The following is a 26,897-nucleotide window of genomic DNA, read 5'->3' on the forward strand; positions in this document are numbered from 1 at the left end:
GCACAACTTTGATCATCACGGCAGTCACCAAACTCTCGTACAATCACGAACTTTGGTTCGTTACCCGCGAAAAAAGAGCCATACGCTTTTGTTTGCATATAACTCTCCTGATTCTTATTTTCCCTCTTCCAGCAGCTGTAGAAACTCTGCCTGTGGCATCGGTTTGTAATAATAATATCCCTGAATATAATCGCATCCGTTCTCCCGTAAGAACGCTACCTGTTCTTCGGTCTCCGCGCCCTCGGCTACCAGGCGGATCCCCAGCTGGTGTGCCATATCGATGATCGCCCGCAGGATGCTCTCTGTCTTTTTGTTCACACCGATATTTCGCACAAAGCTGATATCAATCTTCAGGATATCGAAATCATAGTCCTGCAACATTCCAAACGAAGAATAGCCGCTTCCGAAATCGTCCAGCAGGATCTTCGCTCCGTTCTCTCTCAGACGCATCAGCATCCGGGTGTGATTCTCTCCGATCGCGGCAAGGGAAGTTTCCGTGATCTCAAAACGGATCATTTTTTCCTCTTCCTTCCCTCCACATTGCAGTCCCGATACAATCCATTCCAGCATATTTTCATCGTAAAAATCCATCCAGGAAAGGTTTACCGATACCGGAACTGCCGGACGGCTTTCTTTTCTCCGCTGTTCCAGACATTCTATAACTTTCCGAACCATGTAACGGTCAAGTTCGGAAATATATCCTCCCTTTTCCAGTGCCGGAATAAACTGTCCCGGTGAGATAAATCCCTTGGTTTCATGGAACCACCGCACCAGTGCTTCCGCCGACGCGATCTTTCCGGTCTTCACATCTACAACCGGCTGATAAAACACCTGAAATTCCCGTTTCGCGATCCCGTCTTCGAACTCCGAACAGATCTCCATCTCATCCACATAAGTATCCTGCATATTATTTTTAAATACCGTATATGGTTTCAGATATTCATCTGTAATATATTCTTTCGCCAGTTTTGCTCTGTCGATCATACTTGTGATCGACATGGTTTCATCCTGGATGTAATACACGCCACAGGTACTGTAAATGTGCATCTGTCTCTTCTCTTCGCCATAACTGAAATCACAGAACTCTGTCAGATAATCAAAATCCAAGTTTTTTTTCTCAATCAGGCAGGCAAAATGATCGGACTCGATACGTGCCATATCCACCGGATCCAGTTTTGACCGGAGAATCCGCTGATAAAACCACTGCAGCAGTTTATCTCCGCCGCCCACTCCCAGCAATTCATTGATTGCTTTGAAATTTTTAATATTAAAGAATAACAGAATATATTCTTCTGTCTCTCTCTCTTTCAGCACTCCGGCAACCTGGCGGATAAATGCTTTTCTGTTATATCCTCCGGTTATCTGGTCTATGTAGTCCCGCTCAAACAGTGCAATCGTATTTCTTACTCTGCTGATAACAATTCTTGCATCAAACGGCCGGCTGAAATAATCGCTTGCGCCCATCTCATACGCCCGTCCGATATATTCGTTGGATGTCTCTGCGGATATGATAATAACTGGAAGTTCTTTCAACCAGTTTTGCTCCTGCATCACGCGTAAAACCCCAAAACCGTCCAGTTTTGGCATCGTGATATCCAGAAGCACGATAGAAAAACCAAAGCGTCCTTCCTTCATGATCTCGATGGCTTTTTCCCCGTCTTCCGCCTCCACAATCTCATATTCATCTTCCAGCATCCCGGTCAGAATGTCCCGATTCATCTCGGAGTCATCGACAATCAGGATCTTTTTCTTTCTCATCTGTTTCATTGGCATTTTCTCCATGTAATGGTTGTTGCTAACCCCCCGCCACTATAATCACCATTTTATATATTATTTAACTTTATCACTCTAGAGCGTGTTTGAAAAAGGCTTTTCGTGAGCTGCGAGTCTCAGTTTGTGGGAGATTTTATCCGAATGAGGGCGGCGTAGCGGGCTACGTCAACCGAATGAGGGTAAAATATACCGCAAAGTGGGGCTTGCAGATTGCGGAAATGATTTTTCAGACACGCTCTAATATATCAGAATATATTATAACGTATTTTCGACGCAGTGTCTATCTTTTCTACCCCCCCCCGCAAAATCCGCGTTTTTTGAAAGTACTTTCAGTTTTTCAGCGGATTTTTCGTAAAAAGAAGCCGAAAAACTGTGTCCCAGTTCTTCGACTTCTCATCATTTTTATCTTATTTTGCGTCTGCCGGTACGTCTTTGATGCTGAAGCTCATTCTTCCCATCTTGTCTTTACCCATGCAGATTACTTTCACTTCGTCGCCCAGTGTCAGAACATCTTCTACCCGGTTGATACGCTCTTTGGCGATCTTGGAGATATGAACCATACCTTCTTTTCCAGGAGCGAACTCGATAAACGCACCGAATTCTTTGATGCTTACTACTTTACCGGTGAAGATCTGACCTTCTTTGTAGTCTGTTACGATGGTCTGGATATAGTGAATTGCTTTATCCATCATCTTCTGTTCGGTTCCGCAGATAGAAACTGCTCCGTCATCTGTGATATCGATTTTTACACCGGTCTCATCGATGATCGCGTTGATTGTTTTTCCTCTCTGGCCTACAACGTCACCGATCTTTTCCGGATCGATCTTGATCTGAACGATCTTCGGTGCGTATTCATTCACATGCTCTCTCGGACCTGCGATGCATTTTTCCATAACTTCGGTCAGGATATATTCTCTTGCCTGTTTTGTCTTTGCAATTGCCTCTTCGATGATCGGACGGGTCAGACCGTGAATCTTGATATCCATCTGGATCGCTGTGATACCGTCATGAGTACCTGCTACTTTGAAGTCCATATCGCCGAAGAAGTCTTCGAGTCCCTGGATATCGGTCAGAACGATGTAATCGTCATCGGTCTCACCGGTTACCAGACCACAGGAGATACCTGCTACCGGTTTCTTGATCGGTACACCTGCTGCCATCAGAGACATGGTAGATGCACAGATACTTGCCTGAGAAGTAGATCCGTTGGATTCGAAAGTTTCAGATACGGTACGGATTGCATACGGGAATTCTTCCTCGCTCGGCAGTACCGGAACCAGAGCTTTCTCAGCCAGTGCGCCATGACCGATCTCACGACGTCCCGGTCCACGGCTCGGTTTTGTCTCACCTACAGAGTAGGACGGGAAGTTATAGTGATGCATGTAACGTTTTCCGGTCTCGAACTCATCCAGTCCATCCAGACGCTGTCCCTCAGACAGAGGTGCCAGAGTGGTGATGGTACAGATCTGTGTCTGTCCTCTTGTAAACATAGCGGAACCATGAACACGCGGTACGATATCGGTTTCTGCTGCCAGCGGACGGATCTGTGTGATCGCACGGCCATCCGGACGTTTGTGGTCTTTCAGGATCATCTTACGAACGGTCTTTTTCTGGTACTGGTATACAGCTTCGCCCAGAACAGCCAGCCATTCCTCATTATCTGCAAATGCTCCTTCCAGTTTTGCTGTTACCTGACGGATATTTTCTTCTCTTGTCTGTTTGTCATCGGAGAATACGGCAACTTCCATCTCTTCCGGTGTTACGATCTCTTTCATTGCTGCGAACAGTTCTTCCGGAACTGCACAGGATTCATAGCTGTGTTTTGCTTTTCCGCAGTCAGCTACGATCTTGTCGATAAATGCAATGATCTCTTTGTTTACTTTATCAGCTTCAAAGATTGCTTCGATCATCTTAGCTTCCGGAACTTCGTTTGCTCCGGCTTCGATCATGATCACTTTTTCTCTTGTAGAAGCAACGGTCAGTTTCAGATCGGATCTGGAATTCTGCTCCAGCGTCGGGTTGATGATCAGCTCGCCGTCGATCATACCAACCTGTGTTGCTGCACACGGTCCGTCAAACGGGATATCGGAGATGCAGGTTGCGATAGAGGAACCCAGCATTGCTACGACTTCCGGATTACACTGCGGATCTACAGACATTACCATATTGTTCAGGGTAACATCGTTACGGTAATCCTTCGGGAACAGCGGACGCATCGGACGGTCGATCACACGGGAGGTCAGGATTGCATGCTCGGACGCTTTTCCTTCTCTCTTGTTGAATCCACCCGGAATCTTTCCTACTGCATACATTTTTTCTTCATATTCTACACTTAACGGGAAGAAATCGATTCCTTCTCTTGGCTTTTCTGATGCGGTTGCGGTAGAAAGTACAACGGTATCACCATAATGCATAAATGCTGCGCCGTTAGCCTGTTTTGCCACACGGTCAATGTCAACTGTCAGTGTTCTTCCTGCCAGTTCCATAGAATAACTTTTGTACATACATTTTCTCCTTTTTCTGCCCTCTCCGGGCGATTTTTGCCGGCGGATATGCTCCGAAACAACTGAAAAACACACTCTCTTTTCATTCCGACAATGTGCTTTTCAGTGGTCTCGGCCGTCCTCTCCGGCGTCTTACAGGTACATTTTGCACTGTATAAGATAAAAGGGATGGAAGAATACCTTCCACCCCTCGCCATTCTTATCTCTGTGCAGTTGAATTACTTTCTGATTCCTAATTTTTCGATCAGTGCACGATATCTTTCGATATCTGTTTTCTTCAGGTAATCCAGCAGACCTCTTCTCTGACCTACCATTTTCAGCAGACCTCTTCTGGAATGATGATCTTTGTGATGTGTTTTCAGATGCTCTGTCAGCTCCTGGATTCTTGCTGTCAGTACAGCTACCTGTACTTCCGGTGAACCTGTGTCGCCTTCTGTTCTTGCGTATTCAGCCATAATAGCCTGTTTCTTTTCTTTAGAAATCATTTTGTTTTCCTCCTATTTTTTCAATCGCCACATATTAAGAAATGGTCGGAGTGTCCGATATCTGAATATGGGCTAACTCATACTTGGACAGTATACCATATGCTCTCAGGAATGTAAACCTCTTTTTTGAAAATATTGCTTTCCTGCATTGGCATCTCTCTGGATCTGTGCTTTCAGTTCTTCCACCGAATCAAACTTGCACTCCGGACGCACGAAATGATAGAATTCCACCCATGCTTCCTCCCCGTACAGATCTTCGTCGCAGTCGAACAGATAGGTCTCGACACCTGCAAACGGCACTTCCACGGTAGGTTTCACACCGACATTGGAGATTCCGTAGAATGTTTTCCCTTTGATAAACGTTTTCGACGCATAGACTCCGAACGGCGGAAGCAGTTTTCCGTCCTCCGGTACCTGATTGATCGTCGGAAGTCCCCATGTCCGTCCGAGCTGTCTTCCGTGTACAACCTCACCCAGCACAAAATACCGGTATCCCAGAAGATCATTGACTTTCTCGATATTTCCTTCCTGAAGCACTTCGCGGATCCAGGTGCTGCTGACCGGTCGTTCTTCTCTGGTCTCTTTACTTAAGATCTCCACTTCATATCCATATCGGGTTCCCAGCTCCTGTAACAGCTGCGGAGTTCCCTTTCTTTCATATCCGAAGTGAAAATCCGGTCCGACCACCACATACGCGGCGCGCAGCTGTTTTACCAGGATTTCCCTGATAAAATCCTCCGGCTCCATCTGTATGATCTCCGGAATGAACGGACACTCCACCAGGCAGTCTACGCCACGGCGTTCCAGAAGAATCCTGCGCTCTTCGTTCGTAAGGATCGTCCGTTTGATCCTGGTTCCCAGTTTTACAAGAGGGGAGACATCAAAGGTAAATACCACTGTCTCATACCCTTCTTTGCCGATCTCCATCACCCGGTTGATCAGTTTGCTGTGTCCGGTATGGACGCCGTCAAACTTTCCGAGTGTCACCACGCTTCGTTTATCCAGTTGAAAATCCAGATTCTTTGTAATATATTTCATGTCTCTTTCCATTCTTCTCTTTGTATACAATACATCCAGTTTTCCGTTTAATTTTCTTTCCGGTAAAACATTTTCACCGGTACCAGCTGGTCTGTCTTCTTCTCAAACAGCCCGATAAAGGTATCTTCGCTGTCGTAAACCCGGACATAACCGCTTTCTGCCTCCGGTTCTTCCTGTAACAGTTCCGAAAAGAGCCGGTTGCCGTTATGCACCAGCAGATCGCCCTGCGTAGTCGTCTTTGCCGTCGGATACTGGTCAAATATCCGGTCAACCGGAAAGATCAGGCTGTCGACCGTTCCCTCTTCCATGGCTTTCTGCACTTCATCGAGTTTTACCGCATCTTCCAGTGCAAACCGTTCCACTCTGGTACGCAGAAGTTCTTCCATGCAGCCGCCACAGCCCAGTTTTTCCCCGATATCGTTGCAAAGAGTCCGGATATATGTTCCCTTGGAACACTGCACCCGGATCTTTACTTTCGGAAGTTCCATCCACAGAACCTCAATTTTATGAAAGGTAACCGGTCTGGCTTTTCGTTCCACGACTTTTCCTTCCCGTGCCAGTTCGTATAATTTCTTTCCGTTGACTTTCAGCGCAGAATACATCGGCGGAACCTGCATCTGTTCTCCCTGAAACGAAAGAATGCAGGTGCGGACTTCTTTTTCCGACACCTGCACTGATGACTCCTGCAAGACATTTCCTTCCATGTCCTGGGTATCGGTGGTGATTCCCAACCGAAGCACTGCCTCGTATTCCTTATCATGATCTGCCAGCAGATCGCACAGTTTGGTTCCTTTTCCAAGGCAGACCGGCAGGACACCCTGTGCCTGTGGATCCAGGGTTCCCGTATGACCGATCTTTTTTTGTTTTAAGATTCCACGAAGCTTCGCCACCACATCATGGGAAGTGTAGCCTGCTTCTTTGTATATGTTGATTACACCGCTTCTTTCCATCTGTTTACTCCTGCAGCTGTCTTTCTATATCCAGTGTCAGACTGTTTACCACATCGAACACGGATCCCTGCATCGTACATCCGGCCGCTTTCACGTGACCGCCGCCTCCGAAATAAGAAGCTACTCTCGCCACATCTACTTTGCCGTTGGAACGCATGCTGACTTTGTATTCCTGCACACCAATCTCATATAAGAAGATCGCAACTTCCACGCCACGGGTGTTCTGCAGCTGGTTGACGATACCATCCATGTCTTTCGGTGTCACACCGTAAAAATCCATGTCTTTCTGTCTCACATAACCCACGATACACCGCTGATTCAGAAGCATGATGCTCTCCATGATCGTCCGGCCCATGATCTGGTTCTGCGCGTAGGATTTGGTGTAGAAAGAATCTTTGATGATGCTGGTAAAATCAATGCCTTTTGCCATCAGCTGTCCGGCAATCTCCATCGTTCGGGTTCCGGTGCAGCTGTACTGGAACACACCGGTATCATGAACAATTCCGGTATACAGTGCTTCCGCACAGGCTTTGTTGATCTTTTCCGGCTCCAGCAGTTCATAGAGCACTTCACAGGTAGAACTTGCATCCGGAACGATCTGATTCTTCTGCGCAAGTCCTTTGTTTGTGATGTGATGATCGATGCACGCAGTCATCTTCGCCGTCTCCAGTGCCCGACCGGCAACGCCGATCCGATCTATACTGCTGACATCAAAGCCCAGGAACAGGTCGTACGCTTTGTCCTCCCACTCCTGTTTTGCCTTGTCGATATCCTGAATAAAATGAAAGACTTCCGGCACTTCTTCCAGATAGACATCTGCCTGGATCTGCGGATAATTTTCTTTCAGGTACAGATACATTCCCATGCAGGAACCCACACAGTCACCGTCCGGTCTTACATGACCGGCGATGGCTGCTGTGGTTACGCCCTCAAGTACAGACGCAATATTATTTATCATCTTCTTCATCCCTTTCCGGGGTTTCTTTGTTTACCTCGTCAATTAATCTGGACATGTGTACGCCGTATTCAATCGACTGATCCAGTACGAACTGAATCTCCGGGGTATTGCGAAGGTTCAGACGTTTTGCCAGCTGGCGGCGTACATATCCTTCTGCACTGCGAAGACCGGCGATGGTATCTTTCTTTTCCTCATCGGAACCCATCACGCTGATGTAAGCCTTGCAGGTTTTCAGATCCGGTGCCACTTCCACGGAAGTGACGGATGTCATCATATGAATCCGTGGATCTTTGATCTCCTGGCGGATGATGAGGCTTAATTCCTTCATCACTTCGCCGTTGATCCTTGTATTTTTAATGCTGTTTTTTCTCATTTTCTATCACCTCAATCCGGTATGCAAAGCCTATCTCGGTACTTCTACCATGATATACGCTTCTACCTGATCCAGTTCCTGGATATCGTTGAATCCTTCGAATACCAGACCACATTCATAACCGGCTTTTACTTCTTTTACATCATCTTTGAATCGTTTCAGAGATGCCAGAGGTCCTTCGAATATCTGTTTTCCTTCTCTGGAGATTCTTACGGTGCAGCCTCTCTGGAAGACACCATCCAGAACGTAGCTTCCGGCGATATTGCCGACACCGGATGCCTTGAAGATCTGACGAACTTCTGCATGACCGATCACTTTCTCTTCGAAGACAGGATCCAGCATACCCTTCATGGCAGCTTCCACATCTTCGATTGCCTGATAGATGACACGGTACAGACGCAGGTCTACGCCTTCCTGCTCTGCGGTTGCTTTTGCGGTTGCGTCCGGACGAACGTTGAAACCGATGATGATCGCGTTGGATGCGGAAGCCAGAGTTACGTCGGATTCGTTGATCGCACCTACACCACCATGGATGATCTTAACGACAACTTCATCGTTGGACAGTTTCACCAGACTCTGTTTTACGGCTTCTACAGATCCCTGTACATCGGCTTTTACAATGATGTTCAGTTCTTTCAGGTTACCTTCCTGAATCTGGTTGAACAGATCATCCAGAGACATCTTCGCTTTCGTCTCTTCCAGCAAACGGTTTTTATTTTCAGAAATAAAGGTTGCTGCAAAGTTCTTTGCTTCTTTATCATTTTCGGTAGCTACCAGAACTTCACCGGCATTCGGTACATCAGACAGACCAAGGATCTCTACCGGAGTAGACGGACCTGCCGTTTTGACACGGCGTCCCTTGTCGTCCATCATCGCACGGACTTTACCTGAGGAAGCTCCTGCTGCGATGAAGTCACCGACATGCAGGGTACCTTTCTGTACCAGAATGGTAGCAACAGGGCCTTTTCCTTTATCAAGCTGTGCCTCAATAACCAGACCACGTGCTTTTCTGTTCGGGTTTGCTTTCAGTTCACATACTTCGGAAGTCAGCAGGATCATTTCCAGCAGGTCTTCGATACCCTCATGTGTCTTTGCAGATACCGGAACGAAGATGGTGCTTCCGCCCCAGTCTTCCGGGATCAGCTCGTACTCGGAAAGTTCCTGTTTTACTCTCTCGATGTTGGCACTCGGTTTATCTACCTTGTTGATCGCAACGATGATCTCAACACCTGCTGCTTTTGCATGGTTGATCGCTTCTACAGTCTGCGGCATCACACCGTCGTCCGCTGCAACTACCAGAACGGCGATATCAGTGGAGTTTGCTCCACGCATACGCATTGCGGTAAATGCTTCGTGACCCGGAGTATCCAGGAATGTGATCTTCTGACCTTTGATGGATACCACATACGCACCGATGTGCTGTGTGATACCACCTGCCTCACGGTCGGTTACATTGGTCTTACGGATCGCATCCAGCAGGGAAGTTTTTCCGTGGTCAACGTGTCCCATAACGCAGACAACCGGCGGTCTCGGAACGAGATCTTTCGGATCTTCCTCTTCCTCTTTTAACAGTTCTTCGATCACATCGACTTTTTCTTCCTGTTCTGCGATGATATCGTAGCCCAGTGCGATCTCCTGTGCTTTTTCAAAATCGATCTCATGGTTTACGGTAACCATGGTTCCTTCCATGAACAGTTTCTTAACGATCACTGCAGGCTGCATTTTCATCTTTTCAGCCAGCTCGCGGATGGTCATTTTCTCCGGAAGTGTGATCTCTTTGACTACTTCTTTCTTTTCTTCCTTCGGCTGCGGACGGGTAGGTTTCTGCAGTGCCTTCGGCAGTCTGCTCTTCTGGAAACGACCCTGGTTCGGACGGTTTCCTCCCTGTCCGTTTCTTCTGTCCTGCGTCTTTTTCTCTTCTCTCTCGCGCTCTTTTTCTTTATCTTTTTCTTTGTTCTTTACGTCTCTGACCGGTTTTCTTGCCAGTCCCAGATCCATGCTGTCCATAGCCGGTCTGGAATCTCTGCGGTCATTTCTGCGTCCGTTGTTTTCTCTTCCGTCGCGGTCTCTGTTGTCACGGTTCATACCGTTTCTGTTGTTGTCAAAACGACGTCCGCCCTGGTTATCTCTGTTCTGTCCGTCTCTGTTGCCATCGAAACGGCGGTTTCCGTTTCCACCGTCCTGACGGTTATTCTGTCCCTGATAACGGTTATTATTCTGACCGTTTCTGTTGTCGAAGCGGCGTCCGCCCTGATTGTCTCTGTTCTGACCATCGCGGTTCTGTCCGTCTCTTCTTCCCTGACCATTGAATCTTCTCTCCTGACCGTCTCTGTTCTGTCCGTCACGGTTCTGATTGTCTCTTCTTCCGTTGAATCTTCTCTCCTGACCGTCTCTGTTCTGTCCATCACGGTTCTGTCCACCACGGTTTCCTTCGCCGTTTCCTCTTGCCGGTCTGTCCTGTCCGTTTTTGTCAGACTGCGGTTTGTTTCTTCTGAAATTCTTGCCTTCCTGTGTCTGCGCGTTCTGCGGACGGAATACCTGAATCAGATTGGATTTCTTTTTCGGGCGGTCTGTATTTTCTTTCTTCTCTTCTTTTCCTTCTTTTTTCCCGGCAAATGCATCCCGGACCATTTTTTCATCTTTTTCTTCCAATGTACTCATATGACTCTTAACTTCTACCTTTTTCTCCTTTAAAAATTCAATAACTTCTTTGTTTGTTTTATTTAATTCCTGTGCAATTTCATAGACTCTTGTTTTTGGCATTCTACCACCAACCTTTCTGTTCCATGCCAAGAAATGTAACTATTCAGATTTCAGCTGTTTTTCCATCGCTGCCGCCAGGTTTTCATCGGTTACTGCCAGAGACGCACGGAATTCTTTTCCCATGGCTCTTCCCAGTTCCTCTTTCCCTCCGAAATCATAGCACGGCACTTCATAATAGGTGCACATGTTATGAAATTTCTTTTTGGTATTGTCCGACGCTTCCGCCGAGACGATGACCAGCCAGGCTTTTCCTGTCTTTACCGCTTTTTCTGTTGAAAACTCTCCGCTGACAATCTTACCTGCCTTGGTGGAAAGTCCGATCAGTGATAGTACTTTATTACAATTCAATCGTATCCAGCTCCCTTTCCAGGTTCTCGTAGACCTCCTGAGGAATCTGCATCTTCAGGGAACGCTCCAGCCCTTTGTTCTTGATGGCTTTGTGCAGACATTCCTTCGAAAAACAAACATATGCGCCGCGGCCGTTCTTTCTCCCGGTCACATCCAGTGTGATCTCACCTTCCGGTGTCTTCAGTACACGCATCATTTCTTTCTTGTTTTTCATCTCATTACATCCGATACATTTCCGCAGCGGTACCTTTTTTATATTTCCCATAGCTATCCGCCTCACTGTTTCTTTCGGGTCTTACTCTTCTGTCTCCGGTTCTTCTTCCAGTTCTACACCTGCCAGAGCGTCTTCCATGGAATCCTCACCCTCTTCATCGTCAGATTCCTGATAATATTCGAAATCACCGGCTTCTCTTGCCTGTGTCTCACTCTTGATATCGATCTTGAATCCGGTCAGACGGGCTGCCAGACGGGCGTTCTGTCCTTCTTTACCGATTGCCAGAGACAGCTGATAATCCGGAACGATAACCAGTGCGGTCTTCTCATCCGGGTCTGCCAGTACCGTGATAACTTTTGCAGGGCTCAGTGCATTTTCAATCAGCAGTGCCGGGTTCTCATCCCAGCTGATGATATCGATCTTCTCACCGCGCAGTTCTTCCACGATGGTGTTGACTCTGGCACCGTTCATACCTACACAGGCGCCGACTGCATCAACATCCGGGTCGTTGGACCATACCGCGATCTTGGTTCTGGAACCTGCTTCTCTCGCGATACTCTTGATCTCTACGATACCGTCTTTTACTTCGGTTACTTCTGCTTCAAAGAGACGTTTTACCAGTTCCGGATGGGTTCTGGAAACCATGATCTTCGGTCCCTTCGGTGAATCCTTTACTTCCAGTACATATACTTTGATACGTTCGGTCGGTTTGTATTCCTCACCTTTTACCTGTTCATTTTCACTCAGGATCGCATCTACCTTACCCAGGTTTACGCTGACATTTCTTCCCATGTAACGCTGTACCACACCGGTAACCACATCTTTTTCTTTCTGGAAATACTCATCATACAGAACTTTCCGTTCTTCTTCACGGATCTTCTGCAGGATCACGTTCTTCGCATTCTGTGTTGCGATACGTCCGAACTGTTTGGACTGGATCGGAACCTGTACGATATCGCCCAGTTCATACTTGGAATCCATCATTTTTGCGTTGGAAAGACTAATCTCCATCACCGGATCTTCTACCACTTCCACTACGGTCTTGTCAGCATATACGCTGAACTCGCAGGTCTCATGGTCGATGGTTACATGTACGTTATCTGCTTTTCCAAAATGGTTTTTACAGGCCTGGATCAGAGACTGTTCGATGGCATCCATCAGAACTTCTTTACTGATATTTTTTTCTTTTTCCAGAATAGTTAACGCTTCGAGTAATTCTGTATTCATTTTTTTCTTTATCCTCCTTAAAAATCAAAAGCAAGACGAATCAATGCGATATCTGCTTTTTCAAATGTCTGTTCTTCCTGCTCCTCTGTGGTGATCGTCACGCTACTTTCATCATATGCGCTGAGAATCCCGTAGAATTCTTTTTCTTTGTTGATCGGACGGTAGGTACGGATCTCTACCTCTTTTCCCATACTTCTCGCATAATCTTTTTCCTTTTTCAGAGGACGGCCAAGACCCGGGGAACTTACTTCCATAATATAAGCATCTTCGATAAAATCCAGTTCATCCAGTTTATCACTGAAAATTCTGCTGACTGCCTCACAGTCATCTACGGTAATTCCGCCTTCCTTATCGATATAGAAACGTAAATACCAGTTTCCTGCCTCTTTTACATACTCCACATCCACCAGTTCAAAACCGAACTGATCGATGATCGGCTGTGCCATAGCTTCCGCTTTCTGTTCATACTGTTCTCTTACACTCATGCTTTCACCACCTTCTACACGGACAGCGCCGCTGTCCACAGCAGTCAAAACTGATCTGTTATATCAATTTTGATCTGCAATGCAACAAATAAGAGTGGACGTATCGCCCACTCTTATAACTAGTAATCATCTATTAACATGGTTATCATACCATTTATTATTCTAAAATGCAAGCGTTTTCAGGCTTTTTCCTTTATACCCGCACTTTCGTTCCTTTGGTATCGCGTTTTCCGAGCTTGATCTTGTTGAGGATCATCTGTTTTTCTTTGTACCCGATCTGGTATTCCATCCGGCTCTCCAGAAGATAACCGTGTTCCAGATAATCTTTATCACTCATCTTAATCGCCCGCACACCGAGTGCCGCTTTTTTCTTCTCCGGCACTTCTTCTTTTAAGAACCGCAGGAAATATCCGTCGTGGCTTTGCAGCACCACATAATCCATCGTATCACACAGATCCACCAGCACCAGTTCATCATCCTCTGCCAGTTTGGTTGAGGCGATCGTTCTCTTGATCACATCAAATTCCGTTCCCGGCACCTGTTTGATCATACCGGATTTCGTAACAAAGATGATATGCGAATTCTTTACCGCTTCCATACTGCTGACACAGAGCAGTTCTTCCTGTGCACTCAAGAAATTGCTCAGGTTGTCCACCGGAACACCTTTATCCCGCAGTCTCGTAAGCGGCAGATCCATCACTTTCACCGTGTGCATCTGTCCTTTGTTCGTAAAGAGACAGATCTTATCGGTGTTCATACAGGTAAATACATACTTGTATTCCCCGTGCACCGTCTCTTTGTTTCGCTCATAGGTGTTCTTATCCAGTGTCTTGGCATATCCGAAACGATCCATCAGGAAGCAGACTTCCGCCTCTTCCACTTTCTTTTCTTCAAATACCGCCTCTTCCCTGTTTTCGATCACGGTGCGGCGTTTTCTTCCGTAAGCTTTCTTGATGTGATCCAGATCCTCCATGATGACCTGTGCCATCGCATCGTAATTATTCAGGATTTCTTCGTATCTTGCGATATTTTTCAGCGTCTCCTCATGTTCTGCCATCAACGCCTCGATCTCCAGACCGATCAGCTTGTACAGACGCATCTCCAGGATCGCGGTTGCCTGTCTCTGGGTAAAGCAGAGTTTCTTTGCAGCTTTCTCACTCGCTTTGGTCTTAAAACGGATGCCCTCGGTCACACCGTTTACCAGACACTCTTTTACCTGTTTCTGGTTTTTACTTCCACGCAGGATCTCGATGATCAGATCGATCACATCACAGGCTTTGATCAGACCTTCCTGGATCTCTTTCTTTTCCAGTTCTTTATTTAACAGGGTCTGATGCTTTCTCGTACAGACTTCAAACTGAAAATCCACATGATGCTCAATGATCTGTTTCAGGCTCAGCGTCTCCGGTCTTCCGTCTGCTACGGCGAGCATATTCACACCGAAAGTATCTTCCAGACGGGTCTTTTTATAGAGCATATTTTTCAGATTTTCCACATCTGCGCCTTTTTTCAGCTCCAGAACGATCCGGATACCTTCTTTGGAAGACTGGTTGGAAATATCCACGATGTCTGTGGCTTTCTTGGATTCTACCAGACCTGCCACATCGTTTAAGAATTTTCCGATATTGGCCCCCACCATCGGATAAGGGATCTCGGTGATCACAAGGTTGACTTTTCCGCCTTTTAATTTCTCTTCTTCCACTTTTCCGCGGATCTTGATCTTTCCGCTTCCGGTTTCATAGATCTTCAGAAGTTCATCTTTATTGATCACGATACCGCCGGTCGGAAAATCCGGTCCTTTGATGTATCTCATCAGACCTTTCACGCTGATCTCATTATTTTTCATGTAGGCTTTCACACCGTCCACAATCTCGACCAGGTTATGTGGCGGGATGCTGGTCGCCATACCGACCGCGATACCATCCGCTCCGTTTAACAGAAGATTCGGAACACGAACCGGAAGTACCACCGGCTCTTTCTCTGTCTCATCAAAGTTCGGCATAAAGTCTACAACATTCTTATCCATATCACTCAGATATACTTCCTGGGTGATTTTTTCCAGTCTTGCTTCCGTATATCGCATGGCAGCGGCTCCGTCACCCTCAATGGAACCAAAATTTCCATGACCGTCTACCAGAGCCTGTCCCTTCTTAAAGTCCTGTGCCATAACCACCAGGGCATCATAGATGGAACTGTCGCCATGTGGATGATATTTACCCATGGTATCACCTACGATACGGGCGCATTTTCGATAAGGCCTGTCATAGCGGATACCCAGTTCATACATATCATACAGGGTTCTTCTTTGTACCGGTTTCAATCCGTCACGAACATCCGGCAATGCTCTTGACACGATAACACTCATGGCATAGTCAATATAAGACTTCTGCATTACCTCGGAATATTCGGTTCTGATAATCTGTCCTTCCATGTTTTCCTCCTGATTGTTCTATCAGATATCCAGCTGTGCGTTCTGTGCATGCTGATAAATAAATGCTTTTCGGGGAGGTACGTCCGTTCCCATCAGTGCTTCTGTCACGTCAGATGCCATTCTCGCATCTTCAATTTCCACCCGTTTCAAAATTCTTGTCTTCGGATCCAAAGTTGTCTCCCATAACTGCTGGGCATCCATTTCTCCCAGACCTTTGTAGCGCTGCAGAGTAAAGGATCCGGTGTGAGTTTTTCTGTATTTTTCCAGTGCCTTGTCATCATACAGATATTCCTCTTCCCCTTTGGAAGGGATCACTTTATACAATGGCGGCATAGCAATGTATACATGGCCTTCATAGATCAGTTCCGGCATAAAACGATAAAACAGAGTCAGCAACAGGGTAGAAATATGGGCTCCGTCCACATCCGCATCGGCCATGATGATAATCTTGTCATACCGAAGCTTTGTAATATCAAAATCATTCCCATACCCCTCGGAAAATCCGCAACCAAATGCATTGATCATGGTCTTGATTTCTGCATTCGCCAGCACTTTATCTATCGTTGCTTTTTCCACATTCAGGATTTTTCCACGGATTGGTAAAATAGCCTGATAATTACGGTCTCTGGCTGATTTTGCAGAGCCGCCGGCGGAATCTCCCTCGACAATAAATATTTCGCATTTTTCCGGATCTTTTTTCACACAGTTTGCCAGTTTTCCATTGGAATCAAAAGAATACTTCTGTTTCGTCAAAAGATTGGTTTTTGCCTTTTCTTCGGTCTTACGAATCTTGGCAGAACGTTCTGCACAGGAAAGAACTGTTTTCAGGGTCTCAAGATTACGATCAAAGAATCGAACAATCTCATCTCCTGTGACCTTGGCTGTCGCCTTGGATGCATCCTGATTATCCAGCTTGGTCTTGGTCTGTCCTTCAAAACGAGGTGCCGGATGTTTGATAGAGATAACTGCAGTCATACCATTTCGGATATCCACACCGGTAAAATTGCTGTCTTTTTCCTTCAGAATTCCCAGTTCTCTTGCATAGTTGTTCATAACCGTGGTAAACATGGTCTTGAAACCTGTCAGATGGGTTCCGCCTTCTGCATTGTAAATGTTATTACAAAATCCAAGAACATTTTCATGGAATTCGTTGATATACTGGAAAACCCCTTCCACCGTAATTCCATCACTTTCTCCTGAAAAATAAACCGGATCATGAAGCGTCTCTTTTTTTCTGTTCAAATCTCTTACAAAACCAATGATCCCCTCCGGCTCATGATAATCGATAACTTCCGGTTCCGTCTTCCGTTTATCTTCGAAATGAATGGTCAGCTTAGGATTCAGATACGCAGTTTCATGAAGACGGCTTTTTACCTCTTCCTCTGTAAATCTTGTTTTTTCAAAAATCTCTGGGTCCGGAAGAAAATTGATACAGGTTCCGGTCTCTTTTGTACGTCCGATTTTCGGAAGCAGACCCTCTTCCAACTCAATTACCGGAATTCCACGCTCATATCGGTCATGATGTACGTATCCTTCTCTGCTGACTTTTACGTCAAGATAGGTAGACAGTGCATTTACCACAGAGGAACCTACGCCGTGAAGACCACCGCTGGTCTTATACGCACCGTTATCAAACTTTCCACCCGCGTGAAGGGTGGTAAATACCAGACGCTCCGCAGATATTCCTTTCTCATGCATTCCAACCGGGATTCCACGTCCGTTATCTGACACGGTGCAGGAACCGTCTGCTTCCAACGTAACCCGGATCAAATCACAGTACCCTGCCAGATGCTCATCCACCGAGTTGTCCACGATTTCGTAGATCAGATGGTTGAGACCTTTTCTGGAAACGCTGCCTATATACATACCCGGTCTCTTCCGGACTGCCTCAAGACCTTCCAGAACTGAGATACTACTGGCGTCATAACTGTCTTTCTTTGCCATAATACTTTCCTTTCTATTCTTTCTCTCCCCGGTACTTTCCTTTGGCTCGTTGCTCGCGTACATAATTAATCGGCGGTTTTTCATGGGGTACTGGGGTACTTAACGAAAACTGCCGATTATTATACCATATTTTTATACATAGAAACAAGTTAAAAAGTACTTTAGATTGTAGATTCCTATATTTCTCCCTTTTCTCTCAGATAATTCAGAAACCCCTCTGTTCCTTCTTCCACATCCCTGTAAGTTTCATCGAAGTCTCCTGTATACCAGGGATCTGCTATATCTCTTCCAGATCCGGCAAAGCTTAACAGTTTATATACCTTCCCTTCCGGGTCATGATTCAACATCCGATTCAGGTTTCGTATATTTGCAGTATCCATACCTATAATGTAATCGAACTTGTCATAGTCGTCTAAAGTGACCTGTCTGGCTCTGTGAGGCACCAATGGAATTCCCAGTTCTCTCAATTTATTCACTGTACCTCTGTGTGGAGGATTACCGATTTCTTCTCTGCTTGTTGCAGCACTGTCTATAACAAACATGTTTTCCAATCCAATGGTATTTACTTTGTGGGTAAATACGCTCTCGCTTAGGGTTGATCGGCAAATATTGCCGTGGCAGATGAAGAGCACTTTTATCATCGTTGCATAACCTCGCATTTCTTAGTTTTTCTTGATATTTCGGGCTTTGTAAGCCTCTGTGAATTTTTGCTTTCTGGCATAACCTGGTTTATTTTCGCATAATATCGTCAGCAAAAGGTGTAAAATAAGGTGTATGTTTTTCCATTTTACACCTTGCTGTTTTCAATTAAGAATCGTAATTACCCAACCTGAATCCGAGCAATTTCTTCCCTGGCATCCTCAAGATTTACATGCGTATATGTATTCAGCGTTATGCTGATATCTGAGTGACCCATCAAATATTGCAATGCCTTTGGATTCATTCCGGATTTTGCCATATTTGAGCAATAGGTGTGCCGACATACATGTGGTGTGATAACAGTCATCTGCGCTTTGTAAGTATTATTATATTTCTGAATGATATGTTGAAAGTAATGCTCCCAGTGCAGAGAATAACAAATACTTCCGTTTTTATCAAAGTATAAGAATCCACTTTTTCCCTCTACCATAGGCTCTGCTTTGGGCGGGTTTCGTTTTTCTATTATTTTCCGAAAGCATTCCTCTACATCCGCAGTCATAGGTATCTTTCTCGTTCCGCTGGTTGTTTTAGTCTCTTGAATATAATATCCGATTTTTGATTTCTTCTGCAATTGATGATCGATGTTGATTGTATGCTCCTTGAAATCAATATCAGAAATCGTTAAACCACAAAATTCCGAGATGCGAAGACCGGTTTTAAATAAAATGTAGATTCCCTCATAATACCTGCAAAAATGAGGATCTTCCTTCACAAATCGTAGAAACTTACGTTCCTCTGCTCTGCTGATTGCCTCTCTTGTCACACTGTCATTCACGACCACTTCCATTAGCTGAAACTGAAATGGATTTTTCCTGACCAGGTCATCATCCACCGCCAACTGAAATGCCGGACGAAGAACTCCTCGGATCGAATGGATGGAACTATAGCTTTTCTTTTCTATCTGCTGAAGATGTATCAGCCAACATTTTGCATCCGAAATCCGAACCGTATCAATCCTTCTTTTTCCAAATGGATCTTTCTTCAATAAATTGATAACTGTTCCGTATCCTGCAACTGTAGTAGGTCTGACGCCGGTTTTGGTTGATGTATATTTTTCAACTAGTTCCAGCACTGTCATATTTCCGCCATTTGTTGCAATCTGCTCGAAATGATCCGCCTGAATTTTCTTCTCCATCTCTCGAAGCGACAAAGTACGGCGCTTTCCTTTCGGAGTTGCATCGTTATGGTCTAAGCGCCAGCTATATACGCAGCGCTCCTTTCCCATCTCATCGACATACTTAAATCGATATCTGCCATCAGATAACTGTATTTCTCCATTGTGTAATATACGTCCTCTATGATCTCTCCTTTTTTCACTCATAATTTTTTAGTCTCCTTCATCAAATGTTCATTTAACTTGGAAGACCGTTTCGGTTTATTCATTATACCACAAGACCTTCTCTTCGCTAAGATAAAATGAACATTATTTTCATTACTATTTCTTCTATTCTGTCACTTAAACTGTACTGGCTGTGTCCAGATAATCTTCAAATAATTTTCTTTTGAACCGGATATGCGAACCAACTTCCAAAATAAAATCTGCTCCTTCATTTTCACCTGCGATTTGTCTCAATCTCTTTTCTCCAATTCCGTAATATTCTGCTGCTTCGGAAACATTTAAAGAATATTTCTTCCAAACAGGTATTGTTTTTTCTGTATGATTCATTCGCATTCCTCCTTCCCTTTGTTTGTGTTCAACAGCGTTTTCGCTTTCTCCATTTTCATACTTGCAATCGCTTCTCGTTTGCTTGTGCCTCCAACATACACGGGTGTACACATTTCTAAAATACGGTCATAGATACGTCTTTTATCTAACATGGTCTCGCTTTTTATTTCTTTCAGCGGAAGATTGGTCGTGATGATCAAAGGTCGTCCCGAACGAATCCTGCGGTCTATGACGCTAAAAATAATTCCTAACGCATATTCTGAATTTCGTTCCACTCCAAGATCATCAATAATCAAAAGCTGATACGAAGCCAATGCATTGATATATTCCGTTTTGTCTGCCAGTGGAAATATATCATCGATAATGGTATTGAAGTTGGTCATCTTTACCGTTACTTCTCGTTTAAGAAGATCGTTGGCTATGCACCCTGCAGCATAACTTTTCCCGGTACCAACCGGTCCCCAGAACAAACAGCCTATATGATTTCTTTTCATTTTCTCCCAGTTATCAACATAATTTTTTGCCTTATGCATTACCGCATCTGACATATCTGCGTTCTCAAATGTCCACTCTTCCATTCTGCTCTCGTCAAAACAGATGCTCGTATTTCTGCTGACTAATTCCCGGTGTTCTTTGTCTTTAAAATATTTTTGTTCTTCTTCATACGCTTTTCTGTCACAGGCACATTGCCTGGAATGTTTCTTCATCCCCATAAATCCACCCTCAGGAAAAAATGCTTCTTTCGCTTCCCCACAGACTTTACAGTATTGCAAACCATCACTGCCTACACATACAGTATCTTCTTCTCTCATCACAAACTCTCTCCTTCCCCATAGCAATAATTTACTTCATGATATTTATTTCTTTTATATTTCTCAGTTACTTTACTAGGTGCCACATTTCCGACTCCTGCACAGCCATTTTTACGACCAGATGAAGGTTGCTTTTCCGACTCTGTTGCAACCATCTTTTCAACCGCCTTATTCTCAACCAGCTGTAAACCAATCTCATCAGATGGAATTTTTACATATAAATGATTGGGTTTTGAAAAACCACCAGATCTGCGAACCAATAGTCCCACATCATCTAATTCCTTCAATGCTGTTTTTACAGAAGATTTACATTTGCCGATTTGAGCAGACAATTCCTCTATCGGAAAAATCAGATAAACATTTCCATACTTGTCTATCCAGCTATTCTTTCTCGATATCCGTGCCCGGTCATACAAAATCATATAAAGAAATTTTGCAGTTTGGGAAATGCGCAGTTTGAGCAAAAACTTCGGAAACTGGAAGTACTGAAGCATCTGCTCTGACTCCTTCATGTATTCATATTTCATTCTTTTCTCGCCTCGTTTCTGTTTCTAATTGTTGTAAAAATCATTTTTATACCGGCTCAAAAATGTCCTTACACATATTCAAAAGATGAAGGGCATAAATACAGGTTCTTGATAAAAATTTTTTAAATTTTTCCTGTCCAAAATACCCTTACATAAAACGAAACGCTGAGAGGCATTTTTACAGCCCCCTGAGGAAAATTTTTTTATTTTTTCGGTTAATTGAATACTTAAAAGCCAAAAAACACTCACCTATTCCAGGTGAATGCCTTATCAAAATTTCCTTATTTTGTTGTCTGTGACACTTACTCAGAAACGCTTGCGTGTCTGCTAAAATGTAATTGCCAGCAATTATATTTTCACGTGGGTATGGGGACGTAATCCCCATCAAGTCTGCCACTCGTAAGTAATACAATATTGTCAAAATGACAATACTGTAATACACGGGTGGATCTTGCTCTGGTTGTAACGTATGAATTCATACAATAATAGGCCCAAATGGGCTCTTTCACCATTTGAGCCTATATATTATATATGTCTTTCAAATGATAGCTTAAAAAATAGCTGTCTAGACGGTATGTTTTTAACGTAGAATTGATTTTATGGAAGACAAGGCATGGAATGCTTTGTACCTTTAATGGAAAAATTTAATGATATTTACCATGTACAAAAAAGAAACGGCAGATAAAAAACATCACACGAATCCTTATCGTGCTGTAAACTATATAAGAGATGAGAACGGAAATCCTATATGCCCTAATGGACGTAAATTTCTTTTCAAACGAAAACAACATGTAAGATATAAAAAATATGGACGTACAGAAGAAATCTATCCAAGCTTATTAAGTGTACCCTTTTTACATAAAACAGTGACGATTTTCAAAAAACATATATTAATGTAAAGAAACGCCAGAACCAGCATTTGTCGGAACTAGCGTTTCTTTAGCAGAGACTTATTTTACAGCCCCGTTTTTTGCTTATATTATTTTCCTCCGTTGGATTTCAATTTTGGAAAGAAGATGACTATCTTAAAGCCCTTTTCCCACGGGGAAGCAGCTTCCAGACGAAGGTTTAGATCGTCAGCCATCTTCTTAACCAGGTAAAGCCCTATACCGGTAGCTTTCTTTCTGCTGTCAGTAGAATCCCCGGTAAAGCCCTTTTGAAAAATATACGGCAGATCATATTTTTTTACACCGATGCCATTATCCTCAACTGAAAGGACATCTGCGATCTCCGAATGTATCATAGAGATTGTTAGCATGGGACTATCGCTGCTATATTTTATGGCATTGCTCACGATCTGTCCCAACATAAACTGAAGCCCTCTACGGTCTGTATAGACTGTTTCAGATTGCAGTTTATTGATAATTACAAACTGCTTTTCTTCCAGAAGTGGGGCATAGTCCTCCAGAACTTCCCCCAAGCAGTCATTCAAATTGATATCCTTAAACTGATAATCCTTTGTACTGCTCTTTAACCGGGCATAGTATAACATCTGAGTGACATCCTCCTGAAGCTGACTGCGGACATAATCCAGTTTTGCTTGCAGGGGAGGAGACATTTCGTTGCTCCGATTATCCAGGAGCATGGTCAACAACGATAGGGGCGTTTTCGCTTCATGTGCCCAGCCCTCCACATATTCTTCATAGTCCTGTAGGGCATCTGCCATACTGTTACTCTCAGTTTTGTGTTCCTGTAAAACTGATGCCAGAAGCCGGATAGATTCTCCTTCTTCCCGGCTGATGGCACTGAGCAGCCGTTCCTCGTTGCAGATGGCAGGATCACTGAGGAAATCCCGGAACAGCTCTCGGCGGGTGGTCTCCCGCTTGTTTAGTACAAACAGAATTGCTGAAAACAAAAGGAGGCTTGTCAGAACTACTAACCCACTCAAGGTTTGAAATGCCTGAATGTCAGAAATCCAAAGAATGATAGCACAAAAGCAATCCACGCCCAACAGCAACAGCAGCCAGGGGTAGTACCGTTCTATCATGCGCCAAAGCCGCTTCATGGAGCCACCCCCGTTTCCAGACGATAGCCCATCCCACGAACCGCAACGATTCGCTGCTTCATCTCAAGACCGGACATCGTCTTTTTCAGCCTGGTCAGATTAACCTGCAAGGCATTTTCGTCTATGTATTCCGTGGTTCCCCATAGTGCTATGCAAAGTTGCTCCGTCGTGACCAGAGCATCGCCGCCGGACAAAAGAGCAACCAACAGTTTTCCCTGATTTTTTGGAAGCACGACAGAGGTATTATGAATATAAAGCGTGTAGGTCTGCTGGTCTAACAGGAAATCTGGTCCCTCTATGAGATTGGTACGGCCTTCATACCTTTTGAGAATATTGGATACCCTGGCAAGAAGTCGATCTTTTCTGCACGGCTTCGTCAAATATTCATCAGCACCCAAGTGGAACGCTTGCAGTTCATCCTTTACCTGATCTCTGGAAGTCAGTATCAGGACGGGGATAGCGGTTTTATTCTTTAGTTCCTGGCAGATTTGAAAGCCACTGATCTCCGGCAAATTCAGGTCTAAGATCACAAGGTCAGGACGGAGGGCTGCCAGGAGCCGAGCGGCATCTTCCAACTCGGTGATTGCCTCCGCAAGATACCCGTCCTTTTGAAGCATATTGCAGAGTTCTTCCCGCATATAGACTTCATCTTCCACAACAGCAATTCTTTTCACGGCAGCACCTCCTTCCAAATTATTCTTCTCTCTGTGGCTGCATCAGTGTCAGCAAATACCGATCACTGGAGCGCTTGACCACTCTCATATAAATATATTCTATCACGCAAAGCAGCAAAATCATAGCAGCAGATACAAACATCATTTCAGCCACTGTCCCACGGGTTCGGGACGAGAGTATCCCTGTAAATAACGCCCTGACTCCAAACAAACTGCTGACAGCCGCAACCAATACAGGAAGTCCCATAAACCAGGTAATTTGCTTTCCAGCAGACTGGCAAAGGGTTTCGTAAGTAGCTCCCAGGCGGATCAGAGTCTGGTATCTGCGCCCGGTTTTCTGCTGACTCATCAGGAACTGAACACCCACGATGGTGTTGGCAACTACCAGGAAAACAATCGCAAGATAGAGGGTAATATAACTGGATGCTATGGTGTAGAAAAGCTGACGACCCATATTCTGAAGATAGCTTTCATATTCAATGTCAGTTTCGTCCAGCTTCTCGTTCAAATCCAAATATGCAGTCATAAGGCTATTTCCATTCAGAGCTTGCTCACTGAGCACCGCATTGACATAGGTATCATACATTCCCTGACTATAATATAGGAATGCTTCATCCGGAAGAATCAATGCAAAGGACAAGGTTATAGAACGGTCCGTGACCAAATTCACAGACTGAACCTCTCCTGTAAGATGAATCGGACTACCATCCAGTTCCACCTTGGGATGCCCGGCCAATACTTGGTTCAGCATTGCGGTACGGCTTACCGTAGTAAACTCTGTATCAATATAGACAGCGGCCTCCTTTTCGCCTAATTGGAGAGCCGGATTGCCGGACAATTCCAACAAACGATTATAGTCCGATAAACAAATCAAATATGGGTATGTGGCATAACCAAGATTGTTCAGAAGGACATCCCGGTCTTCCGACTGGGGCAGGCTCCGAAGAGAGTCCATAACAGCGTCCATGCTGTAGGCATTATCATAATCTTCTGTGGTGCGAATACGCCCAACCCTCATTTCAAAAAGCTCTGAAAATTGATTTTCCAAACTGTTTTCTTTCAGGACTGCCTTTATATTCGGAAGAACCTGCGATGAATCTTCTGCAGTATGATCTTCAAAAGTATAGTCGATTACATGGCCAGAAGACAGGTTATTCGTTCCTGCAATTCCTACGCCCGCACCAAAACAACACAGCGCCGCCAGAATCAGCAGGGAGCTGATGGCCATGGAGTTTGACTGATGAATGACATTCTCCTGAATCTGCCGGAAGGTAAATACATGAAGCTGCTTATTTCCTTTTCCTTTCTTAACAATCAAAGCAATCAGTGCACGCATCCCATAGAAAAGCAGCATCGTACCAACTATGCCCAACAGCAAAGTCAGTCCCATCATACTTACCTTTGTCCATGCAATTCCCTGAATCGCCATGTAGTAAGCCACTGCCAACATCACACTTCCGCATATAGCAGCCAGTCCATAGATAACAGATGGCATTTGCTTTTTGGGGCGGTTCGTTGGCTGGGATAGCAAAGTACCGATCTCCTGGCGGCTGATTCGTCCACTCAAAATCAGAAGTGCCGTCAGCTTAATTGCCAGAAATCCTGCCAGCGTCCATTCAATCGCAAACCAGGATAAAGAAAACTGATGACCGATGATCCCCATGCCTACCAGCTTGGTGGTGACAAGACTGACAATTTCTGAAAGCACCACAGCCACAGGTAATCCTATGAGCATGGCAAGAATACTGGTCAGGAAATCTTCCGCCAGAAGCATACCAAACAGTTTACTTCTACGCATCCCCAACATTAGATAAACACCAAACTCATGCCGTCTGCGCTCGAACTGATACTTGCAGGCAAAATAGATCAAAAAGAACAGAATACCGAGGGTCATCCCATAAAACGCAGGAATCAGAAGCAGGAGTTTGTCAACTGCGTCACTCTCCATTTTCTGCAAAAAGAGCATCACATCTTGAGTGGAGATGGAAAGAATCATGTAAAATGCAACAATAGAAATCACCAGGGAGCTGAAAAACAGACCGTTTTCCTTTCGGCTGCGGCGACTGTTCCGAAGAATGAGATTAGAGAACATTTGCACTGCCCCCTCCCAGTTGCGCCATCACCTTCAGGATGCGCCCGTAGAACTCCTGCTGGCTTTCGTCTCCACGCCGAAGCTCATGAAAGATCACGCCATCCTGGATGAACAGGATGCGCTTACAGAAGCTGGCGGCATTGGAATCATGGGTTACCATCAGGATCGTAGCTTGTTCGTCACGATTCAGGCCGGACAGCTTCTCCATAAGACTTCTTGCGTTCTTAGAATCCAGCGCACCCGTCGGTTCATCGGCAAGGATCATTTGGGGATGTAAGATCAGAGCCCTTGCTGCCGCAACACGCTGACGCTGGCCACCGGACATCTTGGACGGAAACTTATCCAGAACATCAGAAATTTCCAGATAGTCAGCCAACTGCTTCAGCCGCTGGCTGCTTTCTGTTTCGGCTACCCCATGCAAGGAAGTCGGGAGCAGGATATTTTCCCTGCCAGTCAGGTTGTCCAGCAATTCAAAGTTCTGGAATAGATAACCAACTTTTTTGCCACGGTACTCGGCAAGAGCCTTTTCCTTGAGGGATTGCAGAGTATCTCCCTCCACCTGAATGCTTCCACCTGTAGGCTGAATCACAGTTGCAATACAGTTGAGAAGCGTGGATTTGCCGGAACCACTGCTTCCCATAATACCGAGAAACTCTCCCGGCATGACCTGAAAAGTGATTCCGTTCAGTGCTCTCGTCTGGTTTGGCAACGTCCCATAGACTTTGGTAAGATTTTCAATATTCAAAATTGGTTTCATGTGAATGCCTCCTATCCATTTCTGGGTAAATGATAGCACAGAAGCACAATAAATAACACTTACAGTCGCTGTAAGGATTCTGTTCCTGTTTTCAGAACAAGAATGACGCATCAAGCGGAATAAGTATATGTTTTGTAAAAACGTCGGGTGACAATGAAAAAATATGCTGGAC

At 44.9% G+C, this 26,897-nt stretch carries 24 protein-coding genes and 2 pseudogenes; 2 read left to right on the plus strand and 24 right to left on the minus strand.

The genetic code is table 11. The features are described 5' to 3' along the window. Positions 1-114: 114 nt before the first annotated feature. A complete protein-coding gene (locus ETP43_RS09780; RefSeq protein ID WP_164979681.1) occupies positions 115-1,767 on the minus strand; it encodes a two-component system response regulator in 1,653 nt (550 codons plus the stop codon). Between the two features lie 92 nt (positions 1,768-1,859). Here ETP43_RS09780 and ETP43_RS18470 point away from each other — a divergent pair. Then, positions 1,860-1,955 (plus strand): annotated as a pseudogene (locus ETP43_RS18470) (DUF6783 domain-containing protein); the annotation flags it as partial. Here ETP43_RS18470 and ETP43_RS18775 read toward each other — a convergent pair. From ETP43_RS18775 to ETP43_RS09870, 19 genes and pseudogenes are all read right to left on the minus strand, one after another. After that, positions 1,944-2,015, minus strand: a pseudogene (locus ETP43_RS18775) (DUF6783 domain-containing protein); the annotation flags it as partial. The pseudogenes ETP43_RS18470 and ETP43_RS18775 overlap by 12 nt on opposite strands. A 165-nt stretch (positions 2,016-2,180) precedes the next feature. Then, on the minus strand, positions 2,181-4,277 hold the full coding sequence (locus ETP43_RS09785) for a polyribonucleotide nucleotidyltransferase (protein WP_022400519.1): 2,097 nt from the start codon (positions 4,275-4,277) through the stop codon (positions 2,181-2,183). A 218-nt stretch (positions 4,278-4,495) separates the two neighbouring features. Beyond that, complete coding sequence (gene rpsO, locus ETP43_RS09790; RefSeq protein WP_022172238.1) at positions 4,496-4,762, minus strand: 30S ribosomal protein S15; 267 nt, start codon at positions 4,760-4,762, stop codon at positions 4,496-4,498. Positions 4,763-4,867: 105 nt separating this feature from the next. Continuing rightward, positions 4,868-5,800 (minus strand): bifunctional riboflavin kinase/FAD synthetase, encoded by a 933-nt coding sequence (locus ETP43_RS09795; RefSeq protein ID WP_129259571.1) that lies wholly within the window; start codon positions 5,798-5,800, stop codon positions 4,868-4,870. 47 nt (positions 5,801-5,847) lie between these two features. Then, positions 5,848-6,750 carry a tRNA pseudouridine(55) synthase TruB gene (gene truB, locus ETP43_RS09800; protein ID WP_129257924.1) on the minus strand — a complete coding sequence of 301 codons (903 nt, stop codon included), beginning with the start codon at positions 6,748-6,750 and terminating at the stop codon, positions 5,848-5,850. 4 nt (positions 6,751-6,754) lie between these two features. Next, entirely contained in the window at positions 6,755-7,717 is a 963-nt protein-coding gene (locus ETP43_RS09805; RefSeq protein WP_243114247.1) for a DHH family phosphoesterase, read from the minus strand. After that, positions 7,698-8,081, minus strand: coding sequence for a 30S ribosome-binding factor RbfA (rbfA, locus tag ETP43_RS09810; RefSeq protein ID WP_022172242.1), 384 nt, complete (start codon positions 8,079-8,081; stop codon positions 7,698-7,700). Before rbfA ends, ETP43_RS09805 begins: the two co-directional genes overlap by 20 nt. 30 nt (positions 8,082-8,111) lie before the next feature. Further along, positions 8,112-10,844, minus strand: a complete 2,733-nt coding sequence (gene infB, locus ETP43_RS09815) for a translation initiation factor IF-2 (protein ID WP_129257926.1) — start codon at positions 10,842-10,844, stop codon at positions 8,112-8,114. Between the two features lie 39 nt (positions 10,845-10,883). Then, positions 10,884-11,192, minus strand: a complete 309-nt coding sequence (locus ETP43_RS09820) for a L7Ae/L30e/S12e/Gadd45 family ribosomal protein (RefSeq protein ID WP_022172244.1) — start codon at positions 11,190-11,192, stop codon at positions 10,884-10,886. After that, positions 11,182-11,457, minus strand: a complete 276-nt coding sequence (gene rnpM / locus ETP43_RS09825; protein ID WP_022400524.1) for an RNase P modulator RnpM — start codon at positions 11,455-11,457, stop codon at positions 11,182-11,184. The genes ETP43_RS09820 and rnpM overlap by 11 nt, the downstream gene beginning before the upstream one ends. Positions 11,458-11,487: 30 nt before the next feature. Continuing rightward, a complete protein-coding gene (gene nusA / locus ETP43_RS09830; RefSeq protein ID WP_022400525.1) occupies positions 11,488-12,633 on the minus strand; it encodes a transcription termination factor NusA in 1,146 nt (381 codons plus the stop codon). Between the two features lie 17 nt (positions 12,634-12,650). Then, the gene (rimP, locus tag ETP43_RS09835; RefSeq protein WP_022400526.1) at positions 12,651-13,118 is read right to left on the minus strand and encodes a ribosome maturation factor RimP; all 468 of its coding nucleotides are present in this window, start codon (positions 13,116-13,118) and stop codon (positions 12,651-12,653) included. A gap of 193 nt (positions 13,119-13,311) precedes the next feature. Next, positions 13,312-15,549 carry a DNA gyrase/topoisomerase IV subunit A gene (locus ETP43_RS09840; protein WP_129257927.1) on the minus strand — a complete coding sequence of 746 codons (2,238 nt, stop codon included), beginning with the start codon at positions 15,547-15,549 and terminating at the stop codon, positions 13,312-13,314. 21 nt (positions 15,550-15,570) lie between these two features. Next, a complete protein-coding gene (locus ETP43_RS09845) occupies positions 15,571-17,493 on the minus strand; it encodes a DNA gyrase/topoisomerase IV subunit B (protein WP_129257928.1) in 1,923 nt (640 codons plus the stop codon). 176 nt (positions 17,494-17,669) lie between these two features. Next, entirely contained in the window at positions 17,670-18,134 is a 465-nt protein-coding gene (locus tag ETP43_RS09850) for a low molecular weight protein-tyrosine-phosphatase (RefSeq protein WP_129259572.1), read from the minus strand. 179 nt (positions 18,135-18,313) lie between these two features. Continuing rightward, complete coding sequence (locus ETP43_RS09855) at positions 18,314-19,513, minus strand: site-specific integrase (RefSeq protein ID WP_129257929.1); 1,200 nt, start codon at positions 19,511-19,513, stop codon at positions 18,314-18,316. Positions 19,514-19,648: 135 nt separating this feature from the next. After that, complete coding sequence (locus ETP43_RS09860; RefSeq protein WP_004844954.1) at positions 19,649-19,858, minus strand: MerR family transcriptional regulator; 210 nt, start codon at positions 19,856-19,858, stop codon at positions 19,649-19,651. Then, entirely contained in the window at positions 19,855-20,670 is an 816-nt protein-coding gene (locus ETP43_RS09865; protein WP_129257930.1) for an ATP-binding protein, read from the minus strand. The genes ETP43_RS09860 and ETP43_RS09865 overlap by 4 nt, the downstream gene beginning before the upstream one ends. After that, the gene (locus tag ETP43_RS09870) at positions 20,670-21,197 is read right to left on the minus strand and encodes a replication initiator protein A (RefSeq protein ID WP_055218792.1); all 528 of its coding nucleotides are present in this window, start codon (positions 21,195-21,197) and stop codon (positions 20,670-20,672) included. Before ETP43_RS09870 ends, ETP43_RS09865 begins: the two co-directional genes overlap by 1 nt. Positions 21,198-21,856: 659 nt before the next feature. On the opposite strand from ETP43_RS09870, the gene ETP43_RS09880 reads away from it, so the two are divergent. Beyond that, positions 21,857-22,096 (plus strand): hypothetical protein, encoded by a 240-nt coding sequence (locus tag ETP43_RS09880; RefSeq protein ID WP_178264975.1) that lies wholly within the window; start codon positions 21,857-21,859, stop codon positions 22,094-22,096. An 80-nt stretch (positions 22,097-22,176) separates the two neighbouring features. On the opposite strand, the gene ETP43_RS09885 is transcribed toward ETP43_RS09880, so the two are convergent. Genes ETP43_RS09885 through ETP43_RS09900 form a run of 4 tightly spaced genes read right to left on the minus strand, consistent with a single transcriptional unit; the run spans position 22,177 to position 26,725 of the window. Beyond that, entirely contained in the window at positions 22,177-23,202 is a 1,026-nt protein-coding gene (locus ETP43_RS09885; protein WP_109216666.1) for a sensor histidine kinase, read from the minus strand. Beyond that, positions 23,199-23,876: a response regulator transcription factor gene (locus ETP43_RS09890; RefSeq protein WP_055218786.1), complete on the minus strand. Its 678-nt coding sequence runs from the start codon at positions 23,874-23,876 to the stop codon at positions 23,199-23,201. The genes ETP43_RS09885 and ETP43_RS09890 overlap by 4 nt, the downstream gene beginning before the upstream one ends. 19 nt (positions 23,877-23,895) lie before the next feature. After that, on the minus strand, positions 23,896-25,968 hold the full coding sequence (locus ETP43_RS09895; RefSeq protein WP_129257931.1) for an ABC transporter permease: 2,073 nt from the start codon (positions 25,966-25,968) through the stop codon (positions 23,896-23,898). Continuing rightward, the gene (locus ETP43_RS09900) at positions 25,958-26,725 is read right to left on the minus strand and encodes an ABC transporter ATP-binding protein (protein WP_062304187.1); all 768 of its coding nucleotides are present in this window, start codon (positions 26,723-26,725) and stop codon (positions 25,958-25,960) included. The genes ETP43_RS09895 and ETP43_RS09900 overlap by 11 nt, the downstream gene beginning before the upstream one ends. Positions 26,726-26,897: the final 172 nt, after the last annotated feature.

The sequence above is a fragment of the Blautia faecicola genome (assembly GCF_004123145.1).
Taxonomy (GTDB): Bacteria; Bacillota; Clostridia; order Lachnospirales; family Lachnospiraceae; genus Oliverpabstia; species Oliverpabstia faecicola.

What these genes read in the sequence shown, in the direction of transcription:
- ETP43_RS09780 (WP_164979681.1), bottom strand. Translation starts at nt 1,767, where the DNA reads ATGAAACAGATGAGAAAGAAAAAGATCCTGATTGTCGATGACTCCGAG.
- ETP43_RS09785 (WP_022400519.1), bottom strand. Translation starts at nt 4,277, where the DNA reads ATGTACAAAAGTTATTCTATGGAACTGGCAGGAAGAACACTGACAGTT.
- rpsO (WP_022172238.1), bottom strand. Translation starts at nt 4,762, where the DNA reads ATGATTTCTAAAGAAAAGAAACAGGCTATTATGGCTGAATACGCAAGA.
- ETP43_RS09795 (WP_129259571.1), bottom strand. Translation starts at nt 5,800, where the DNA reads ATGAAATATATTACAAAGAATCTGGATTTTCAACTGGATAAACGAAGC.
- truB (WP_129257924.1), bottom strand. Translation starts at nt 6,750, where the DNA reads ATGGAAAGAAGCGGTGTAATCAACATATACAAAGAAGCAGGCTACACT.
- ETP43_RS09805 (WP_243114247.1), bottom strand. Translation starts at nt 7,717, where the DNA reads ATGAAGAAGATGATAAATAATATTGCGTCTGTACTTGAGGGCGTAACC.
- rbfA (WP_022172242.1), bottom strand. Translation starts at nt 8,081, where the DNA reads ATGAGAAAAAACAGCATTAAAAATACAAGGATCAACGGCGAAGTGATG.
- infB (WP_129257926.1), bottom strand. Translation starts at nt 10,844, where the DNA reads ATGCCAAAAACAAGAGTCTATGAAATTGCACAGGAATTAAATAAAACA.
- rnpM (WP_022400524.1), bottom strand. Translation starts at nt 11,457, where the DNA reads ATGGGAAATATAAAAAAGGTACCGCTGCGGAAATGTATCGGATGTAAT.
- nusA (WP_022400525.1), bottom strand. Translation starts at nt 12,633, where the DNA reads ATGAATACAGAATTACTCGAAGCGTTAACTATTCTGGAAAAAGAAAAA.
- rimP (WP_022400526.1), bottom strand. Translation starts at nt 13,118, where the DNA reads ATGAGTGTAAGAGAACAGTATGAACAGAAAGCGGAAGCTATGGCACAG.
- ETP43_RS09840 (WP_129257927.1), bottom strand. Translation starts at nt 15,549, where the DNA reads ATGGAAGGACAGATTATCAGAACCGAATATTCCGAGGTAATGCAGAAG.
- ETP43_RS09845 (WP_129257928.1), bottom strand. Translation starts at nt 17,493, where the DNA reads ATGGCAAAGAAAGACAGTTATGACGCCAGTAGTATCTCAGTTCTGGAA.
- ETP43_RS09850 (WP_129259572.1), bottom strand. Translation starts at nt 18,134, where the DNA reads ATGATAAAAGTGCTCTTCATCTGCCACGGCAATATTTGCCGATCAACC.
- ETP43_RS09855 (WP_129257929.1), bottom strand. Translation starts at nt 19,513, where the DNA reads ATGAGTGAAAAAAGGAGAGATCATAGAGGACGTATATTACACAATGGA.
- ETP43_RS09860 (WP_004844954.1), bottom strand. Translation starts at nt 19,858, where the DNA reads ATGAATCATACAGAAAAAACAATACCTGTTTGGAAGAAATATTCTTTA.
- ETP43_RS09865 (WP_129257930.1), bottom strand. Translation starts at nt 20,670, where the DNA reads ATGAGAGAAGAAGATACTGTATGTGTAGGCAGTGATGGTTTGCAATAC.
- ETP43_RS09870 (WP_055218792.1), bottom strand. Translation starts at nt 21,197, where the DNA reads ATGAAATATGAATACATGAAGGAGTCAGAGCAGATGCTTCAGTACTTC.
- ETP43_RS09880 (WP_178264975.1), top strand. Translation starts at nt 21,857, where the DNA reads ATGTACAAAAAAGAAACGGCAGATAAAAAACATCACACGAATCCTTAT.
- ETP43_RS09885 (WP_109216666.1), bottom strand. Translation starts at nt 23,202, where the DNA reads ATGAAGCGGCTTTGGCGCATGATAGAACGGTACTACCCCTGGCTGCTG.
- ETP43_RS09895 (WP_129257931.1), bottom strand. Translation starts at nt 25,968, where the DNA reads ATGTTCTCTAATCTCATTCTTCGGAACAGTCGCCGCAGCCGAAAGGAA.
- ETP43_RS09900 (WP_062304187.1), bottom strand. Translation starts at nt 26,725, where the DNA reads ATGAAACCAATTTTGAATATTGAAAATCTTACCAAAGTCTATGGGACG.